Annotated in this window: 14 protein-coding genes and 2 pseudogenes; 7 read left to right on the top strand and 9 right to left on the bottom strand. The window is 55.1% G+C overall.

The window, feature by feature from the left end:
- Window positions 1-158 precede the first annotated feature (158 nt).
- From AC1Q8Q_RS13865 to AC1Q8Q_RS13840, 6 genes are all read right to left on the bottom strand, one after another.
- Window positions 159-1,052: a 2-hydroxy-3-oxopropionate reductase gene (locus AC1Q8Q_RS13865; protein WP_492615151.1), complete on the bottom strand. Its 894-nt coding sequence runs from the start codon at window positions 1,050-1,052 to the stop codon at window positions 159-161.
- A 64-nt stretch (window positions 1,053-1,116) separates the two neighbouring features.
- On the bottom strand, window positions 1,117-1,899 hold the full coding sequence (gene hyi, locus AC1Q8Q_RS13860) for a hydroxypyruvate isomerase (RefSeq protein WP_492615150.1): 783 nt from the start codon (window positions 1,897-1,899) through the stop codon (window positions 1,117-1,119).
- A gap of 29 nt (window positions 1,900-1,928) precedes the next feature.
- Entirely contained in the window at window positions 1,929-3,704 is a 1,776-nt protein-coding gene (gene gcl, locus AC1Q8Q_RS13855; protein ID WP_492615149.1) for a glyoxylate carboligase, read from the bottom strand.
- Between the two features lie 296 nt (window positions 3,705-4,000).
- Window positions 4,001-5,386: an MFS transporter gene (locus AC1Q8Q_RS13850; protein WP_492615148.1), complete on the bottom strand. Its 1,386-nt coding sequence runs from the start codon at window positions 5,384-5,386 to the stop codon at window positions 4,001-4,003.
- A gap of 146 nt (window positions 5,387-5,532) precedes the next feature.
- Entirely contained in the window at window positions 5,533-6,279 is a 747-nt protein-coding gene (locus tag AC1Q8Q_RS13845; protein ID WP_368990849.1) for an SDR family NAD(P)-dependent oxidoreductase, read from the bottom strand.
- A 35-nt stretch (window positions 6,280-6,314) separates the two neighbouring features.
- Entirely contained in the window at window positions 6,315-7,088 is a 774-nt protein-coding gene (locus tag AC1Q8Q_RS13840; protein WP_492615147.1) for an SDR family NAD(P)-dependent oxidoreductase, read from the bottom strand.
- A gap of 568 nt (window positions 7,089-7,656) precedes the next feature.
- Here AC1Q8Q_RS13840 and AC1Q8Q_RS13835 point away from each other — a divergent pair.
- The 3 genes from AC1Q8Q_RS13835 to AC1Q8Q_RS13825 are packed head-to-tail and all read left to right on the top strand — an operon-like array spanning window position 7,657 to window position 10,934.
- A complete protein-coding gene (locus AC1Q8Q_RS13835; RefSeq protein WP_064677827.1) occupies window positions 7,657-8,358 on the top strand; it encodes a cyclase family protein in 702 nt (233 codons plus the stop codon).
- 60 nt (window positions 8,359-8,418) lie between these two features.
- The gene (locus AC1Q8Q_RS13830) at window positions 8,419-9,504 is read left to right on the top strand and encodes a CobW family GTP-binding protein (RefSeq protein WP_492615146.1); all 1,086 of its coding nucleotides are present in this window, start codon (window positions 8,419-8,421) and stop codon (window positions 9,502-9,504) included.
- Entirely contained in the window at window positions 9,453-10,934 is a 1,482-nt protein-coding gene (locus AC1Q8Q_RS13825; RefSeq protein ID WP_492615145.1) for an amidase, read from the top strand. Before AC1Q8Q_RS13830 ends, AC1Q8Q_RS13825 begins: the two co-directional genes overlap by 52 nt.
- 67 nt (window positions 10,935-11,001) lie before the next feature.
- Here the strand turns inward: AC1Q8Q_RS13825 and AC1Q8Q_RS13820 are convergent, their stop codons facing one another.
- Entirely contained in the window at window positions 11,002-11,829 is an 828-nt protein-coding gene (locus AC1Q8Q_RS13820) for an IclR family transcriptional regulator (RefSeq protein WP_492615144.1), read from the bottom strand.
- 1,536 nt (window positions 11,830-13,365) lie between these two features.
- Window positions 13,366-14,472: an oxidoreductase gene (locus AC1Q8Q_RS13815; protein ID WP_492615143.1), complete on the bottom strand. Its 1,107-nt coding sequence runs from the start codon at window positions 14,470-14,472 to the stop codon at window positions 13,366-13,368.
- A gap of 122 nt (window positions 14,473-14,594) precedes the next feature.
- Between AC1Q8Q_RS13815 and AC1Q8Q_RS13810 the strand changes: the two genes are divergently transcribed.
- The 4 genes and pseudogenes from AC1Q8Q_RS13810 to AC1Q8Q_RS13795 all read left to right on the top strand — a co-directional run bounded on the left by AC1Q8Q_RS13810 (window position 14,595) and on the right by AC1Q8Q_RS13795 (window position 17,996).
- Complete coding sequence (locus AC1Q8Q_RS13810) at window positions 14,595-15,476, top strand: LysR family transcriptional regulator (protein WP_492615142.1); 882 nt, start codon at window positions 14,595-14,597, stop codon at window positions 15,474-15,476.
- Window positions 15,477-15,494: 18 nt separating this feature from the next.
- A pseudogene (locus tag AC1Q8Q_RS13805) lies at window positions 15,495-17,094 on the top strand (efflux RND transporter permease subunit); the annotation flags it as partial.
- Window positions 17,095-17,175: 81 nt separating this feature from the next.
- A complete protein-coding gene (locus tag AC1Q8Q_RS13800) occupies window positions 17,176-17,526 on the top strand; it encodes a TIM barrel protein (protein ID WP_492615141.1) in 351 nt (116 codons plus the stop codon).
- Window positions 17,527-17,633: 107 nt separating this feature from the next.
- Window positions 17,634-17,996 (top strand): TIM barrel protein, encoded by a 363-nt coding sequence (locus AC1Q8Q_RS13795; RefSeq protein WP_492615163.1) that lies wholly within the window; start codon window positions 17,634-17,636, stop codon window positions 17,994-17,996.
- Window positions 17,997-18,550: 554 nt separating this feature from the next.
- Here the strand turns inward: AC1Q8Q_RS13795 and AC1Q8Q_RS13790 are convergent.
- Window positions 18,551-19,223 (bottom strand): annotated as a pseudogene (locus tag AC1Q8Q_RS13790) (lytic transglycosylase domain-containing protein); the annotation flags it as partial.
- Window positions 19,224-19,451: the final 228 nt, after the last annotated feature.

Genomic DNA, 19,451 nt, shown 5'->3' with positions numbered 1-19,451 from the left:
GAGACCAACATAGAATCGGGTTATATTTACAGCAACCTTCTGATAGTTCGGTAGTATGGAGAACGCCCCTTGGCCTGCCTCTATTCAAGCCAAGGGGCGGTGTTATCAATGGCTATCGTCGCTTCATACGTAATCGTGGACGATCGGCAACAAGGGTCTTACTTTTCGTCCCGGATCGAGAAGTTAGCCATGTGTTCCAGGCCTTTGATCAGCGCTGAATGATCCCAGTTGCCGCCACCCAAGGCGACGCAAGTGCTGAACACTTGCTGGGCGTTGGCGGTGTTGGGCAGGTTGATGCCCAGCTCCTTGGCGCCCTGCAGGGCCAGGTTCAGGTCTTTCTGGTGCAGATTGATGCGAAAGCCCGGATCGAAGGTGCCCTTGATCATGCGCTCGCCGTGCACTTCAAGAATCTTCGAAGAGGCGAAGCCACCCATGAGCGCTTCACGCACCTTGGCCGGATCAGCGCCGTTTTTAGCGGCGAACAGCAGGGCTTCGCCGACAGCCTGGATGTTCAGAGCAACGATAATCTGGTTGGCCACTTTGGCCGTCTGGCCGTCGCCGTTGTCACCAACGTGTGTAATGTTCTTTCCCATGGCCTGGAACAGTGGCAGGGTGCGCTCGAAGGCTTTCGGGCAGCCACCGACCATGATGCTCAGCGTCGCAGCCTTGGCACCGACTTCACCACCGGACACCGGGGCATCCAGGTAGGTGGCGCCGGTAACCTTGATTTTCTCGGCAAAATTTTTGGTGGCGGTCGGCGAGATTGAGCTCATGTCGATTACCACCTTGTTTGGGCCGACGCCGTGGGCCACACCGTTGTCACCAAACAGGACGCTGTCGACTTGTGGGGTATCCGGCACCATGACGATAATGAATTCGGCTTCCTGGGCCACTTCCTTCGGAGTGGCCAGGGCTATGGCGCCAGCGTCGATTAGGTCAGTGGGGGCTGGGTCGAAGTGGGTGGACAGGAACAGACTGTGTCCTGCTTTCTGCAGGTTATGGGCCATTGGGTGGCCCATGATGCCAGTGCCGATAAAACCGATTTTAGCCATTAAAGTTTTCCTCTTTTCGATGTTCAGCTTCGGCGCCGCAGCATCATGCCCTGGCGCCGGCCATTTAGAATGCGTTGTGGTTCTTCAGCCAGCCCAGGCCGGCTTCAGTGGTGGTGAGTGGCTTGTACTCGCAGCCGATCCAGCCTTGGTAACCGATTCGATCCAGATGCTCGAGAAGAAAGCGGTAGTTGATCTCACCGGTACCCGGTTCGTTGCGGCCGGGGTTGTCAGCAAGTTGGACGTGATTGATCTTGGCCAGGTTGCATTCCATTGTGTGGGCCAGGTCACCCTCCATGATCTGCATGTGGTAGATGTCGTACTGTAGGAACAAGTTGTCGCTACCGACCTCTGCCTGGATCCCCAGGGCTTGCTTGGTGGTGTTGAGGTAAAAGCCCGGGATGTCGCGGGTGTTGATCATTTCCATAATCAAGCGAACCCCGGCGGCCTGCAGCTTGTCGACGGCATACTTGAGGTTGTCGACGAAGATCTTGCGCACCGTGGCGCAGTCCTGATCCTGTTGCCGGATGCCGGCGAGGCAGTTGACCTGGGTGTTACCCAGCACCTTGGCGTATTCGATGGCTTTGTCGACGCCGGAACGAAACTCCTCGACACGGTCAGGGTGGCAGGCGATACCGCGTTCGCCCTTGGCCCAATCACCGGCCGGCAGGTTGAACAGCACCTGAGTCAGGCTGTTGTCGTCGAGCTGTTGCTTGATTTCAGCCGCGCTGAAGTCGTAAGGGAAGAGGTATTCAACCCCGCTGAAACCGGCGTCGGCAGCAGCCTTGAAACGGGCGAGGAAGTCACGTTCGGTGAACAGCATGGACAAGTTAGCTGCCAGGCGTGGCATAGGCATCTCCTTTTCTGAATGAATCAGCGTCAGTTCAGCGGACGGATTGAAGTAGGGGCGTCGCTGCCAACAAGCGCCAATTCTTCAAACTCATTCACTGCGTTAATTTCGGTTCCCATTGAAATGTTGGTAACACGCTCAAGAATTACCTCAACGACCACTGGGACTCTCAGTTCAGCTGCCATTTTCTGAGCCTCGCGCAAAGCGGGCGCTATCTCGAATGGTTCAAAGACGCGGATGGCTTTGCAGCCAAGACCTTCCACCACTGCTACGTGATCAACGCCATAACCATTGATCTCTGGGGCGTTCATATTCTCGAACGCCAGTTGCACGCAGTAGTCCATTTCGAAACCACGCTGCGCCTGGCGGATCAAGCCCAGGTAGGAGTTGTTCACCAGCACATGCACGTATGGCAGGTTGAACTGCGCGCCCACCGCCAGCTCCTCGATCATGAACTGGAAGTCGTAGTCACCCGACAGGGCCACGACTTGGCGGGACGGGTCGGCCTTAACCACGCCTAATGCTGCTGGAATTGTCCAGCCCAGCGGGCCGGCCTGGCCACAGTTGATCCAATGGCGAGGCTTGTAGACGTGCAGAAACTGGGCACCTGCGATTTGCGAAAGTCCGATCGTGCTGACGTAGCAAGTGTCTTTGCCGAACACTCGGTTCATTTCTTCGTACACGCGCTGCGGCTTGACCGGCACATTGTCGAAGTGGGTCTTGCGCTGCAGGCTGGCCTTGCGCTGCTGGCAGTCTTGCAGCCAGGCGCTGCGGTTTTTCAGCTTGCCGGCGGCTTGCCACTCGCGAGCCACTTCAAGGAAAACGTCCAGGGCGCAACCGGCGTCGGAAACAATGCCCAGGTCTGGGGTGAAGACGCGACCGATCTGGGTGCCTTCGATGTCGACATGGATAAAGCGCCGGCCTTCGGTATAGACATCAACAGAGCCGGTGTGACGGTTCGCCCAGCGGTTGCCGATGCCCAGCACCACATCGGATTTCAGTAGAGTGGCGTTGCCATATCGGTGCGACGTCTGCAGGCCGACCATGCCGACCATTTGCGGATGGTCGTCAGGGATAATGCCCCAGCCCATCAAGGTAGGGATCACCGGAATACCCGTCAGTTCGGCGAATTCGACCAGTTTGTCGCAGGCATCAGCATTGATGATCCCGCCACCAGCGACCAGCAGAGGACGCTCAGCTGCGTCGAGCATTGCCAAGGCCTTCTCGATCTGGATGCGGTTGGCTGCCGGCTTGTGCACGGGCAGCGGTTGGTAGGCCTCGATATCGAATTCGATTTCAGCCATCTGCACGTCGAACGGCAGATCGATCAGCACCGGCCCTGGTCGGCCGGAACGCATTTCGTAGAAGGCTTTTTGGAACGCGTACGGTACCTGGCCCGGCTCCATGACGGTGGTAGCCCACTTGGTCACTGGCTTGACGATGCTGGTGATGTCGACCGCCTGGAAGTCTTCCTTGTGCATACGAGCGCGCGGCGCTTGGCCGGTGATGCAGAGGATCGGGATCGAGTCAGCCGAGGCACTGTAGAGGCCAGTGACCATGTCGGTGCCGGCAGGGCCGGAGGTGCCGATGCACACACCGATGTTGCCAGCCTTGGTACGGGTATAGCCCTCGGCCATGTGCGAGGCGCCTTCGACGTGACGAGCAAGGACGTGATCAATGCCGCCGATTTTTTTCAGGGCGGAGTACAGGGGGTTAATGGCAGCTCCAGGGATGCCAAAAGCGGTATTTACGCCTTCACGGCGCATTACCAGAACAGCTGCATCAATTGCTCTCATCTTGGCCATACGTACTCCGTTGAGTTGGTCGAAATTATTATGGTGAGTCCAGGGACAGCACCCTGATTCGCGTTGGGCTTCGGTCGCGGCACGAAGAAACTGAGACGCTCAAAATTATCGGAGGTGAGATCATTGGTCTCAGCCTTTCCGGTTCAGTGTTGTTCTGCGTTTAAGTCCTAATGGCTAGAAGGAAATTTCGTCTTGCCAAAGGTTTTTTGAGGCCCCAGCGTTTTCCACAAGATGAATAAGTTGTTTCATTTGCATAGAAAAGCGCTGGAGCCTTCAGCAATTCCAGGCTGGCTTTGTTAGCTTGCTGGCGCTAGCTGCACATCGGAAACGGGTTCGATGAAAGATTCTTCGTCCGGGTTTACATGACGCGCAGCGAAGATGAGAACCCCGGAGATGAAGCAGGGGAGAGCACCGAACAGGAGTGCTGCATGTTGCCAATCGCCTCCGTCGCTCAGCACAGCGGAAAAGCCCAAGCCGGCTAGAATGGCGCCGATCGGCCCCATTGCATGGACAATAGCGCTCCCGGTACCACGAATCGCGGTGGGATAGCTCTCACCAATGAAGAAGAGTGCAGCTGCATACGGCCCGTTCAAGAAGAACAGACCCAAACTGTACAGTCCTACCACCACTGGCAAGTCGCTAGGGCCGTAAAGCATTGCGGTGAAGGCCATACCACCTAACATCCAACCCAACGCAAGCGTGTTACGACGGCCGATCTTGTCTCCGATGAAACCATGGGTCAGATACCCGATATAGCCAACCACGTTCGATAGAACGAGAATAATCAACGAGTTCTCGAACGATACTTTATGAACCTCGGTGAGGACTGTAGTACCGAGCACGCCGAATACCTGAATGGCTGCCCAGTTCAGTAAAAAACCGCCGCCGAGCACCAGGGTGGGTCTCAACGATGCACCACGGAAAGCCTCGCGAATGCCGGCACGAGCGTGCTGCTCGTAGTCCAGACCATGTTGCTTTGCGATTTTACGTGCTTCGCTATCCTGACCTGATTCGCGGAGGTTTTTAACGTGTTTGTGCAGCAGAAACTGAGGGCTCTCCTTCAGCCTGCGGGTCATGAAGAAAATCAGGATTGCTGGAAACGCAGCGAAGATAAAGCAGCCCTGCCAGCCGATAATCGGTAGCAGCAGCGCAGTCAAGCCCGCTGCCATCAAGGCGCCGATTGGCCAGCCGCCTTGTACCAAGCTGTAGATAAACCCTTTACGCTTATTTAGCCGAGGATCATTGGCCGCTGAGTAAAGCTCATTGAGGTAGGTCGCGTTGACTGTTTCTTCTGCATACCCAAGGCCTGACAAGGAGCGTATCAACACCAAGGGCCATTTGCCGAGCGAACCACCTAAAGCAGTTAAAGCTGAGCAAACTGCCGCGCCCGCCACCGTAAACAGCAAACCGCTTTTCCTTCCTCCACGGTCAAGGATCGGCCCGATGGCGAATGCAACTACGGCAGTTCCTGCAGCGATCAACGTTGCGATTTCTGCTTGTTGAGTAATGTCCCAGTTATAATGAGCTCCGATCTCGGGCAGTAGCGTACCGAATAGAATGAAGTCATAAACAGCGAATACCCATGCGAAGAACGCGACAGTGGTGGCACGCTTTACGTCACTGGGAAGAATGGGCTCAAGTTTAAATGTACTTGATACCAAGGGTTTTGCTTGGTTAGCCATTTTGTTTAACCTCTGCGCGTTTAAATTAGGGCAGAAAGAAAAAGTCATTAAAGCAGGCGGGCTCTAACGGCCACACGCTAGTGACTAGCATTATTGTTGTTAGGCTGTGTTGCGAGATGGATCAATAGTCGATGAGGTATCATCGATTAAATCATATAGTCTCCACCATTAGGATTCATGGTCGCACCCAGGAAGTAAGAACCTTCATCGGACGCTAACAAAACCGCGCAGGGGGCAATTTCGGAAACTTCCGCCACGCGCCCAATCGGTAGTTCGGCGATTTTTGCCTCCCGGAAAGTTGCCGGGAGACTACGGAACAGTTCGGTATTGGTCGGGCCCGGGCAAATAGCATTGACCGTGATGCCCTTGTCACCGACCTCGTACGCCAGCGAGCGTGTAAATCCGATTACGCCCGATTTGGCGGCGGCGTAGTGTGCAAGCTCTTTTGCCCCTTTGTGGGCCAGTTGCGAGGCAACATTGATGATGCGGCCACTCTTGCGTTCGATCATCGCAGGCAGCACTGCACGGGAGCACAGGAAGACGCTGCGAAGGTTGATCAGCATCATCTTGTCCCACATGGCGGTAGGCATGTCGACGATGAATGAGGCTGACTCGATGCCAGCGTTGTTGACGAGAATGTCGATCTGGCCAAATTCGGCGATGACCTTCTCGACTGCTGCTTGAACCTGCTGCTCTTCGCCAACATCCGCAGTGACGGCATAGCCCCTCACGCCCAGGGCGCAAACCTGCGCCGCAGTGGCTTCAGCGTCGGCCGCCCGAAGATCCAGGATAGCGACGTCAGCGCCTTCTTTCGCAAACTCAAGTGCGATGGCTTGGCCAATGCCACGTGCACCACCTGTCACCAATGCTTTCTTACCGGTCAATCTGCTCATGAAAGAAACTCCAACACAACCTGCATTCAATGACTTTAGTGGCTTTGAACAACCAATCCGCCGTCGACGGTGATTGTTTGACCAGTGAGATACCGAGCACTGTGAGAGGCCATGAACGTGATCACATCAGCCATTTCTTCCGGCTCACCTACGCGGCCCAACGGAATAGAGCTTGCGACTTTGTCGAGGCCGGTGGCGCCGAGTGAGTGCACTTCGGAGAGGGCTTGGGCGGTGCGGATGAAGCCTGGGGCAATGCCGTTTACGCGAATCCGATGCCGGCCCAGTTCAACCGCGAGGCCGCGTACCAGGCCGACTACGCCGGATTTAGCTGCGGAATAATGGGCATGCTCATCCCAGCCATAGGCGACGCCCATGATCGAGGAAACCGCGATGATGGAACCCCCTCCATTGCTCTTCATGCCTGGAACGGCGGCGCGGATGATTCGGAAAACACCTTTGAGATCGACATCGAAAGTCAGATCCCATTTTTCGTCTGTCAGGTCGTTGAGCGGGACTTTGTGGGCTATGCCTGCGTTGGCGACGATGGTGTCGATGGCGCCGTACTTTTTCTCGATATCCGAAACCAGCCGATCGCACGCGGCGGTATCGCGAACATTAAGTGGGTGGTACTCCGCGACTCCGCCACTCTCCCGGATTTGCGAAACCACTTCGCAACCCTCTACCTCAAGTATGTCAGTGACGATTACGCGGTAGCCTTGTGCCGCGAAAGCGACCGCCGTGGCACGACCGATACCAATTCCTGCCCCCGTAATGAGTACCACTTTGGCGCAGTTCGAATTGTTATTCATTGTTAGGTTCCATTTGGTTAGCGTTGTAATATTCGCTCTAAAAATTTTCAGTTCGACCTGGATGCGTTCCATGGTTGCTGGAATTTTTGGAGCCGAATCAAGCTTTATCGATGGCATGAATCATTGCAATAGCGTGCCCAATAAAGGATTCCACATGATGGACGCTCCGACCGGGGCGCATGGCATCGCTCATTTAAGTGATTAAAAAACACTTTTTCAGGCCTTGTAGTGTTGTAAAGAGGTAGCCTGTTTTTTATAAGGATGGCTCTGGCAAGCCCTTTTGAGTGAGCGTGGATTGGTAAAGGTGCACGCTGGCGAAGCAGTTATGAAAAGCGTTCCACGATGTGGACTTGTTTGTAAGGGTCGGTGGTTGTAGGGCAGAGGTACGAGCGTTAAGGTTTCCCCACTGGAAAAGCGCCAGCCCAAATCAATTCAATGTGGCCAAGTTTTAGCGATGAGTTGGAAGTTTTGGGTTAAAAGAAATTGCTCAGGCAACAGGGTGGCTTTGTTCAGGAACAGAGAAATTGTATATCTGCCGAATCTATCAACTCGAAAAAAAGTAGGCCATATGACTCAGCGCATTGTCGATCTAACCCTGACGCTCTCTGATAACATGCCGGCGCACAAACTTTTCCAGCGGCCAATCGTAGCGCCTCACCTCACTCACGAAAAATCTCTCGAACTCGGTCTGGGCGTGCCAGGTGATCCGATGACGTTCGCGACCACCTTCATCAGCACACTCGATCATATTGCGACTCACGTCGATGCGTTTTACCACACCAGTCCAAACGGGGCTCCGGTTGATGAGATGCCCCTGTCCATGTTTATGGGCAAAGCCGTCTGCTTTGACATGACCCACGTCCCCGATCTGGGCGACATCGATGTTGCCGATCTGGAGGCAGCCGAGGATGCCACGGGTGTGAAGGTCGACGGGCATATCGTGCTGCTGAATACTGGGTTGCACAAACGGCACTACCCCGACATCAAGGTTGTGTGGTCGAACCCTGGCCTGACCGCCGAGGCGACCCACTGGCTGGCCGACCGCGGCTCGAAGTTACACGGCGTGGAAGGGCCGTCAACCGACAAACCTTCCCATAACCTTTTCCCCAGCCACCGTGTTTGCCGAGACAGGGGGATCACCCACTACGAGTGGCTGGTGAACCTTGAAGAATTGGTTGGCAAAGGGGAATTCATGTTCTATGGCCCCCCGCTGAAGATCAAGAACGGCAGCGGCTCCCCTGTGCGCGCCTGGGCAGTTCTCGACGAGTAACTGAACTTTCCAGTATCAGGGCGATGAGCTTCATCGCCCTATATCAAGTCAGGTGATGATATGAATGATTCGATCGATCAGGATCAGCGAATCCCGATAACTCTTCTCACTGGGTTTTTGGGCGCTGGGAAAACGACGTTGGTTAACCGAATCTTGTCTAACCCCAATAAGGAGCGGGTGGCGGTCATCGTCAACGAGTTCGGCGAGATCGGAATTGATGGCGATCTGATCAGCCGTGCTTCGGATGACATGCTCGAACTGAGCAATGGATGTATCTGCTGTTCGAGCAAGGACGACTTAATCGAGTCGCTGTATAAGTTGTACATGCGCAAATCCGGACTGCTCGAGCCGAAGATCGATTTCGACCGGATCGTGATTGAAACGACGGGGCTCGCGAACCCGGCGCCCTTGGCGCAGGCGTTCTACACCGACATGTCACTGAGCCTGACCTACCGGCTGGATGCAATCGTTACGCTTGTAGACGCCAAGCACATTACCCTGCAGCTGAGAGACTGTCCTGAGGCCGAGCGACAAATCGCTCTGGCAGACAAGGTGGTGTTGAATAAGCGCGACCTGGTGAGCGATGATGAATTCGGCCAGGCCCTCGCCGCAGTTTCAAAACTGAACCCCTTCGCGCCAAAGGAGTTCACCTCCTTCGGTGAGATCGACATAGACCAGTTGCTTCGTGGGTCGTTCTTTGACCCGGCGACCAAGAACGCCGATCTGAGTGGCTGGCTCGGGGGTGAGGAGGAGTGCGAGCATCATGATGCAGATTGTCATTCTTGCCACCCTCACAAGGGCCATCACCATACCGATGTGTCGGCCATAAGCCTGCGCGACTCGCGCGAAGTCGATTACCAGGAACTGATGAGCTGCCTCCTTCAGTTGACGGAGGAGTACGGGCCGAATCTCTACCGCATCAAGGGATTGATCAGGTTCAGCGGAGTAGGGCGGCCAGTGGTGCTCCAAGGCGTCCAAAACGTGTTCAGTCCTTTGAGCTACGCCGATGCCTGGCCTGGAGGGGTAGCCGAAACTCGCCTGGTGATCATTGGCAAGGAGCTCGATCACAACAACATCAGGGAACGGTTTGAAGAATGCATCGCGAAAGCGCAACCAGTGCTGGATCGAGCTCTGGGAATGATTTGATTCTGAAAAAGGCCCATCAAAGTATGACTTCATACCCATTTCGCTCGGCCCTGGATTTGCTTAACGCTATCGCGAGCAAAGAGATTTCGCCCGTTGAGGTTGTGACGGCGGCCATCGATAGAATGCAGTCACTGGAGCCTCAGTTGAACGCATTTGTGACCCAAACTCCCGAGCTTGCCTTGAGCGCCGCACGGGCTGCCGAGAAAGCCGTCATGGCCGGGGAAAAGCTCGGCGCGCTGCATGGCCTCCCTATCTCGGTCAAAGATCTTATCTCGGTCGGCGGTGTGCGGCAGACTTTCGGGTCTCGCGTCATGGCTGAAAATATCGCAGCCTCGGATTCCCCTTCCGTGGAGCGGATCAAGGCCGCAGGTGCCTGCATCATCGGGACGACCACCACCAGCGAATTCGGCTGCAAGGCGGTCGGCGATTCACCCATGACGGGAATCACTCGCAATCCGTGGAACCTGGGTAAGACTCCGGGAGGCTCAAGTTGTGGGGCCGCTGCCAGCGTAGCGGCCGGTGTGACACCCTTCGCTCTGGGCACTGATGGCGGCGGTTCGATTCGCACACCCGCGTCGTTCACGGGTTTGGTCGGTATCAAGGCTCAGTTTGCCCGGGTTCCAGTCTTTCCAACATCTGCGACGCCGACCTTGGCCCATGTGGGCCCATTGGCCAGGACAGTGCGTGACAGCGCATTGCTGCTAAGGGTGCTGTCCGGCTTTGATCGGCGTGATCCGTTCTCGTTGAGCAGCGATGTCCCAGATTATCTAGCGGCCTGCGAGCTTCCCGTTAAAGGAGTGCGTGTAGCCTGGAGCCCGACGTTAGGCTTTGCGAAACCTGATTCCGAGATCCTCCAGATCACCGAAAACGCTGTGAGGATTCTGGAAAAGTTGGGTTGTGAGGTCATTCAGTTGGAGGAGGGTGTTGGTATTGATCCCGCCAATATTTGGTTGTCCGAGTTCTACGCGGGCATCAGCACCCGATTGAGCGGGGCCATGCGTGATTCGCGAGATCTGCTGGATCCCGCGCTTTGCGAAGTACTTGAGACGGCCAAAGGACAATCCTTCTCTTCTTATTATGAGAACGTCTTTGCACGTTACGCCTTTCGTGAAAAGGTAAGCGCGCTGTTCGAGTCTTTTGATTTGCTGCTATCGCCGACCGTACCTATTGCGGCTTGTGATGTCGGGGTGGACGTTCCCCCGCAGTTCGTTGGTCGAAGTCTCTGCACTTGGCAGTACTACACCTATCCATTCAACGTGACAGGTCAGCCGGCGGCATCGGTTCCGGTGGGCTTCACGGCGGCAGGCCTACCTGTTGGTCTGCAGATAGTCGCAAAGGTGAACCAGGAGAAAGACATCTTCCGGGCCGCCTGTGCATTGGAAGGTGAGCAGTGCCTCTGGAATACCGTGCCGCCCCGGTTCGCGCAGTAGCCTCAGAAAGTCATTCATGAGAAAGGCCAGCTTAGGAAAGCTGGCCTTTTTGTCTATCGGGAGGAACCTAATGCATCAAACCACCTGATTGGTAGATCAGATTCTGGATTGCTCGAGATTCCTGCCGGAGCAGTGAGATAATCTCCTGGTGTTTCGCTGTCGAGATCGAGTCGCAGACCAGGGTGACACTGAGGGCACATAGGGGAGTGCCTTTTTGATCATTGATCACCGTACCCACTCCGCTGAAGCCAGGGATCAGGTTGCCGTCATGTACCGCGTAGCCGATGTCTTGCGATTGGCGAATGATCTTCAAAAGTTTCGGTGTAGAGAGGCCGCCGTATTTGATGAGGCGCTTTGCATTCAAATCGCAGAGGCGGGAGATGTCATCGTCTGGCAGGAGCATCATTAGCGCCAGGCTTCCAGCACCGACTCCCAGTGGCCGGTGAACGCCGATTTCGATGACGGGTGCGTTAACCGGCCGCGTGCCTTCGACGCGCTCGATAGAGATGGCATCGCGATTACTTCTGATGGTGAGGAAGGCCATCTCGCCAGTTGCCTCTGCGAGGCGGGCCATTGAAGGGCGGCACAAGGTCTTAAGCTTGAACTGTGTGGCAGCAGTCAGGCCGAGCTCGAAAAGCCCGTGACCAAGCATATAATGCCGTGTGACCGGATCCTGCATAACCAACCCCTCACGCACCAGGCAAGAGAGTATTCGATGGATAGTCGGACGTTCGAGTTTCAAGATAGTAGAAAGATCGGAGAGACGAATTCCATGGTCGTTATAAGAAGCAATCTCGCGCAGGATATTGGCTGCGCGCTCGATACTTTGAGTTCCAGAAGGCTTGCCGCAAACTGGCTCTAACGTACATGGAGCATTATTGTCAGTCTCAAACATGGGTAGTGTACCCCATACAGTAAAAGATAGTCTGTTAAGCGAAAACCAGAGCTTACCTTCCTGGCAAAGAGCATTGGTTTCCAATCATACGCTTTAGCCTGACTAATGCGTGGAACATCCAATAAACAGAAACAACACAACTTTCATTGCTTTGGGTACGAGCTACAGGATCTCTGCATTAGCGCCGTAGAGTATGTATTTATATGTTTCAGCGACTGCCGAGATCATCGGCCTCGCTCAAAGCACTGCTCAGTAAACCATCATGTTGCCCGTCACGCCAGCTGCTTAGAAGCCCCGAGAGACAGTATCTTCACTCACTGCCTGAATCCTCTGCATCGTTTCCACAGGATTTCGTTGCCGATGCATCGCTTGCTGGAGTCCACCATAGCTGATGCACTGCCCTTCGTGAATGCCATGCTTGATGATGTGAACACCGCCTATTCGGGCTTCGAAACTCGCTTCGAATTGAGGGTGTGTCTGGTGAGGAGGAAGAGGATGCAGAGTCTACTGCTGAGCCCTTATAGGCGCCGAGACATCCGCCAAGTACTCAGACGCGAGAGACATAAGCCTTTTTAGCTGCTGGCAATAACGGATGCCACTCGAGCTCCGACTCTTCCATCAGACTCAACGCCACCTGCCGATCTGCTTCCGGCAGTTCTGCAGCCTGGATTTGGCTGGAGAAGACGTCGGAGAGCCCCACCGAAAACCCCGTCCCATCTCGACTTTGCAAACAATCGTACTGGATGGAGGCCTGGTCATTCAGTTGACGCTACACGACGATCTCAATATACCCACCAGCCAACACATCCTCTGAAGCTCCATATTGGGGGGCTCGGTGCCACCTCGCTGGAGGCATGGTGCCGTTGTTGTGTTGACTGATCTCCTCCGGATCTCTGGAGAGGCCGGCCTCAGGTGTCACAGCGAGGTTCTTTATAGACCGAACAGCCTTGAGAAACTGACTTCTCGCCTGGCTTCCTATGCGAACGGTTTCTTTAAATAGAACTGCTTCAATGATCTAAACCAGCTAGCCACTGCTATCTCAGCCCCCGCGCAGTAGCATACTCGCAGCCTTCGGAGAGCAACATGAGCGTTTCAATGGCGCGGACAAGCTGCAAAAGTACTCCGGCATTGCCCCCTGTGACGGAACGGAGTCGTAAGAAGAACTGGGTGCATTGGCGCTGACAATGTCCAACGCTTCTTCGTCAGGCCTTCGTGAATGGGTGGGTCAGACCATCAACAAATCCTTTTGGGCCGGAGCGTACTACCGGCAGCAACGCGCCAAAGGGAGTACCTACCAAGCTGCCGTACGCGCACTCGCGTCTAATTGGATTCGGATTCTGTACCGGTGCTGGCAGACAAGGACGCCCTAAGAGGAAATCACCTACTGGGATGCCTTGAGGAGGGGTGGTTCACCGCTCCTCAAGAACCTCGATCTAGGTTGGCTGACTTCCTCAGGGCGTGAAGCGGTCGTTGGCCTAGGCAGCTCTGAGCGTAAACGCAAATCTATAGTGTTCGCTCGACGCTTTCCTGTTGGTGTCACGCTAACGTCAATTCACTGTCTTTGATATTCGCAATCGGCCCCAGGATCGAAGCGTCGAATTCGTCTAGCGTGGCGTGGGTTGCCAGGCGGCGGGGAAGATCGGGGTTGGCCAGAGCTGCCTTGCCCAGCGCGATCATATCGGCGCCATCTCGTAACACCTGCTCAGCGCATTGCGATACATCCAGGCCACCATTGGCGATGATCGCCACCTGCGGCGCATACCGGCGGGCCAGCTCAACCAGGCTTGCATTTCCATCTACGAACGCCGGTTTCCAAGCCTCAAGCTCCGTCACATGGATGAAGTCTACGCCAGCGTCGTTGAGCGAGCCAAAGATGACCTCGGCTGCTGCTTCGCCTTCAGGCCATTTGTGTTCGTAGTCATTCACCTTGCTCTGGGAAATGCGTACACCGATGGGCGCAATCTTGCCGATAGCGGCTCTGACTGCCTTGATGACCTCAAGTATCAGAGCGATCCGTCCTGCGACATTACCGCCCCAGCGGTCGTTTCTTTGATTGGTGTAGTCGGTCAGGAATTGATCAAGCAGATAGCCGTTCGCCCCATGGATTTCAACACCGTCGAAGTCAGCGGCACGAGTTGCCAGCACGGCCGCGTGTGCGAATCCGGCGATGGCATCGGCGATGTCCTCATCACTCATCGCTTGGGGTAGCGGATACTGCCCCTCACCGTAATAGAACTTCATCTGCGTTCCTTTCGGTCGAACGGACGAGGGTGCAGCGGTAGCAGTTTTAAATCGGTTGCCCTGGGTCAGCGCTCCAGCGTGCATGAGTTGAGCGAATACCGTGCCATGGTGAGCATGAACAAGATCGGTCACACTACGCCAGGCTTGGGCCTGCTCGACATCGCTGAGCCCCGGTTGAAAGGGGTAACCCTGAGCATACCTCTGATCGGTGTATAGCCCTTCGGTAATGACCAGACCGAATCCGCCTTTGGCGAATCGCGCGTAGTAACGCGCCATCTCAGCGGTAGCCAGGCCTGCCTCCGTAGCACTGACACGCGTCATGGGGGCTACTGCAAGACGATTTCTCAATCTGAGGCGGCCAATATCATACTGAGTTAAAATCTGTTGATTGTAATCAATCATGGGGCTGCCCTCATTTTTTCCAAGATGCTGTTGGATAGCGATTTAGAGGACAATAAACTTGGCTTGAACCGCTGAGAACCCAGCAAAAACGATAAGCCGCTTTATCAAAATTGGATGTAATGATGCAAATTCCAGATGTGGAAGTGTTCAGCACCATTGCCGAAAGCGGCAGTCTTTCGGCAGCCGCTCGACGACTCGGCCTGGCCCCCATGACAGTATCTCGCAGGCTTGCATCGCTTGAGGGTGAGCTAGGTGTTCGGCTGTTTCATCGGACAACTCGCTCCGTATCACTGACAGCCGAAGGCGAAACATTTCTCCCCTTTGCAACGACGCTGTTGGAAGCCAGTGAGGGAGCGAGGGTCAGTTTGAAATCCAATGCCGGAGCTGCCAATGGAGTCTTGAAAGTAACTGCCCCCACAGTGTTCGGACAGGCAGTGATCATGCCGCTGATTCCCGCCCTCTTGGCAGAACACCCGGCGCTGCGGGTTGATCTGACATTATCAGACAGCATTGTGGATATTGTCGGTCTTGGGATCGATGTCGCGGTTCGCATCGCAACCCCGCGAGACTCGGCTTTAATCGCGCGCCCCCTCGCACCGAACCCTAGAGTGCTGTGCGCCAGTCCGATGTATCTGGAGCGTCACGGCATACCCGCTACGATGGACGCACTATTAAGCCACCGCCGCATAGCTTTGCATGGGATGCCTTTCTGGCCGTTCATGCGTGACGGTGAAGCGGTTTCCATGCGGGCAGAGGGCGTTTTTTCGGCCAACAGTGTCGAGGCGGTGCGCACGGCGAGTAGGCAAGGCTTGGGGATGGCGATGCTCACGTACTGGGACATCCGTGATGATCTGGCTGCTGGAAGCCTTTGCTTAGTTGAATTGCAGGATGTTGACCCGGAACAACTCTTCATCACCGCGTTATTGCCCACTCGTCAGCACGTGCCGCATAGAGTAGGAGTGTTCCTTCAGCGCTTGGAGGCGTTGCTCAATCCCCGCGACTAGTGCTCCGTGAATGACCGCTTACGCAGCACATTGTTGGTGTTGCTGTGCTCGATCATTGCGGTTGTTTGGTTACTAGGATTATTGCCCACCTTGGGTTTTGATCTCGATCCATACTCGATCCTCGTCCCGTTCCTGGTGTTTGCGATCGGATTGAGTCATGGCGCCCAGAAAGTGAACGGCATCATGCAGGACATTGGGCGCGGAGCCGACAAGCTCGTGGCCGCAGTTTCACCTTTCGCCGGTTGTTTTTGACTGGGCTGATGGCACTGGTGGCGGACGCCGTAAGTTTTGCCGTGTTGATGATCATCAAAATCCCAGTCATTCAGGATCTAGCTGTCGCCGCGACGATTGGTGTTCTGGCGCTGATTTTCACCAACCTGATTCTGTTACCGATTTTGTTGTCGTACACCGGGTCAGCAAAGCGGCTGCACTGCGTGAAGCGGCGAACGACAAGTTTTCGCAGCTCGATGCTCATCACACCCGCCATCCATTTTGGGCATTTCTGGATCGATTCACCGAGCGTAAAGGGGCGAGTGGTGCAATCATCGTCGTCGTGATTTTAGGAGTGGCAGGTTTTGCGGTCAGTCTTCATGTGAAGATCGGGGATCTGAATCCTGGAGCACCGGAATTGCGTCCTGAGTCGCGATACAACAGCGATAACTGCTTCATGGTCAGTAACTTTTCCGCCAGTAGCGACAAGTATGTTGTGATGGTAAAAACGCCCCAATACTACTGCGCTTATTACCAACCCCTGATGTCAGTTGACGCGCTTGAAGCACAGCTTCAGCAGTTACCGGGAGTCGTGTCCACGACATCATTGGCGGCGTTGAGCAGGCAAGCGGCGGCCGGTATGAATGAAGGCAGCATGACCTGGTACGAGATACCCCGTAACCAGGGATTGTTGAATGCAATCATCACGCGTGCGCCGAGAGAGCTGTTCAACCAGAATTGCGATCTACTTACGGTGTATGTCTATCTAAAGGATCACAAGGCGGACACGCTCACCAGTGTGGTTCAGACCGTCGAGCAGTTCGCGGCGATTCATAATACGGATCAGATCCAGTTCCTGAATGCGGCGGGCAATGCCAGCATTGAAGCGGCCACCAATATTGTGGTGAAGCGTTCGAACGTGCAGATGTTATTCATGGTGTACGCGGCTGTCATCGCGCTTTGCTTCATTACGTTCAGATCCTGGCGTGCGGTCGTATGCACGGTACTGCCGCTGATGCTGACCTCCATTTTGTGTGAGGCCTTGATGGTGGGACTGAACATCGGCGTCAAGGTCGCGACGTTGCCCGTGATCGCGTTGGGGGTGGGTATCGGTGTGGACTACGCGTTGTACATCCTCAGCGTAACACTCACCAATTTGCGAAACGGCTCAAGCCTGTCGGATGCTTACTACCTAGCCCTGCTTTCCACGGGGAAGGTAGTGGTGATGACCGGGATCACGCTGGGTATTGCCGTCCTCACCTGGGTGCTCTCACCTATCAAGTTCCAAGCTGACATGGGCATCTTGCTCGGGTTCATGTTCATCTGGAACATGGTGGGCGCGCTGGTACTGGTTCCGGCACTGGCGCACTTTCTGCTCAAGCCAAAATCTTTTCCTGTAACAGCGTAATCTCCAAGCACGAGTGCGGATTCAGTGATGCTGAATCCGCTTTTCGTGGTGCAACTCAAACACAATGGCTTGATTAATTGAATGATCAAATATGCAGCGAACCTCACCTTGCTCTTCACCGAATGGTCTTTCGAGGATCGATTTAGCGCCGCGCGGGACGCTGGCTTTGAGGCCGTTGAGTTCAGTGTTCCTCGCGACATGGCGGCAGCAGAAATAGCTGGGACTTTGCGTCGCACAGGCCTTCAACAGGTATTGGCAACAGTGCCACTACGACCTGGTAGTAAGGGGCTAGCTGCTCAGTCCGGAAAGGCTCGGGACTTTCGTGAGGATTTTCACCCGGGAATTGAATATGCCGTCGAAGGAGGAAGTCCACTGCTTCATGTGCTATCTGGAGTGGTTGAGCAGAAAAATTACGCTGTATCGGGGGGGTAATTTGACGACAACATGCGCTGGGCCATCGAGGAAGCTGCCCGTCATGACGTAAAGGTTGTGATTGAAGCCATCAATCAAATTTCAGTGCCCGGTTATTTTATTCGAACATTGGCGGGGCCGTCAGCTGGACGCAGAGACTTGAAGGGCTAGGCCTGATTCTGGATCTTTATCATGCTGCGATGGAACGGTTGGATCCTCTTGCTTGCCTCGATCTCCTTCTTCCTAAATCCGACCATTTACAGATTGCCGGCTACCCAGGACGGCATGAGCCTAATATCGGTAATTTGAACCTAGCTAGAGTTCTTGATTTGGTAAATTCACATTCTTATACAGGGTGGGTTGGGTGTGAGTATCAACCTGCTATCGGCACACTCGAAGGTATAAGCTGGCGTGATCGTGTCACATGTCTGATGTTGGGGGCTGGTCTTGGATTTTCAACATCTACGACAACGAAGAGAAGCTGCGTCTGAAGACGACCTATGAAGCCCGAGAGGAAGTCGAGGATGAGTGTCAGCGACTGAATCAGGAGCGCCTTCAAAACGTACTTTCGGAGCGAAAATCCATGGCTGCGATGTAGGTATGAGCAGTCCTACAAACTATCCGGCGCTTGGCGTTCCGAAGCGAGTGGATCACAGGCTCATGGACGCACGACCTACACCACTCTGACGCGGGTGCTCGGCATTCAGGAGCGAACAGACAGCATCTGCCTCGACCCTGGCCTTGAACACACCGTGCTTGCTAGCAGAGCCTCCCTCGACGAGATCCACAACCCGGTACTGCTTGATGCCATCATCCAGCCTGGTTGTTTCGATGACCCTGAATCTTGAATGCATGCTGCGTTCCCTGCTGAAACTGGTGCTTTAGGAGTACCGGTATGACTCCATGATTACAACAATTATGCAGGACTGAGCTGAGACAATTTATGACAGGGCGCAATGATTCTCTGCGTGAGGACAGAGACTTCGCGGGAGGTGGGAGGGGTAGGTTGTGTTCAAATCATTGTGTGCGAGTCATCGCATGCCCATAGATAAGCTGCGGAGTTGCCGTTGAAGTGCTTGAGCAGCCAGGCCAGGTAGAGCACGCCGCCACGAATGTTCTGTCGTGCGTCGAACGGGTCGTCCACGGCGAAGCGCTCGGCGGTGGCGGGCATCAACTGCATCAGCCCCTAGGCGCCGGCTTCGGAAATGGCGTTGGGGCGAAACGCCGATCACTGCGCGGACCAGCGCCCTGTCTACACCAAATTGACCCGAAGCGGCTTCGATCTCCCGCAAATAGGACCGGGTGTCGAGGCGCAGTGAGGCGACCTTGAAATCCTTCGGCGCCATGCACAGATAGCAGCCCTTGATGTAATAGAGTTCAAGGACATCGACCCGTGCGGAGATCCCGACGGGGCGCCGGCTCACATATTGACGAATACCCTTGTGGATGAAGGTCCACACCCGAATCCGCACCGCGCCTGAGTCGTCGTCCTGAACAAGCCGTGGCAGGGCCATTGCCTTGGCGCCGGCACCGGCGTCCGCCATGCCATTGAGGCGAGTGCAGCGGGCGTTGGCGATGGCTTGGCTGGTGTAGCTGATGGCTCCGTCCCTGGCTTGACACCTGAACATGGCGCTGGCGCACAGTGGAGCGACCAGCAAGGCCAGCTCGATGCAGCCAAGAAGGCTCTTGCGAGCCCATCGCCATGCTCTGGAACTCATCACATCGCTCCGCGCCGCCGATCAGATTTGGTACGCCTGTGTGTAACCCGCCTTTTGTTCTGATAGTTATACCCCTTGCAACCGGCCTTGGAACTTGCGTTGACGTTCGGGCTGCCGGTGTTCCCTGGCGAGGCGCAGGCGTGATTGCTCGCACGACGCGTCGTCCCGGCTTGTCGACTTGGCCGGAGGATGTTCTCAGGTTGAGGATTTTCCGCGAGTCGAGAAAAG

The organism is Pseudomonas sp. GW823-FHT06B06 (assembly GCF_058795195.1).
Note: the sequence above shows the minus strand (reverse complement) of the source record. Positions and strands in the feature narration are given on the sequence as shown.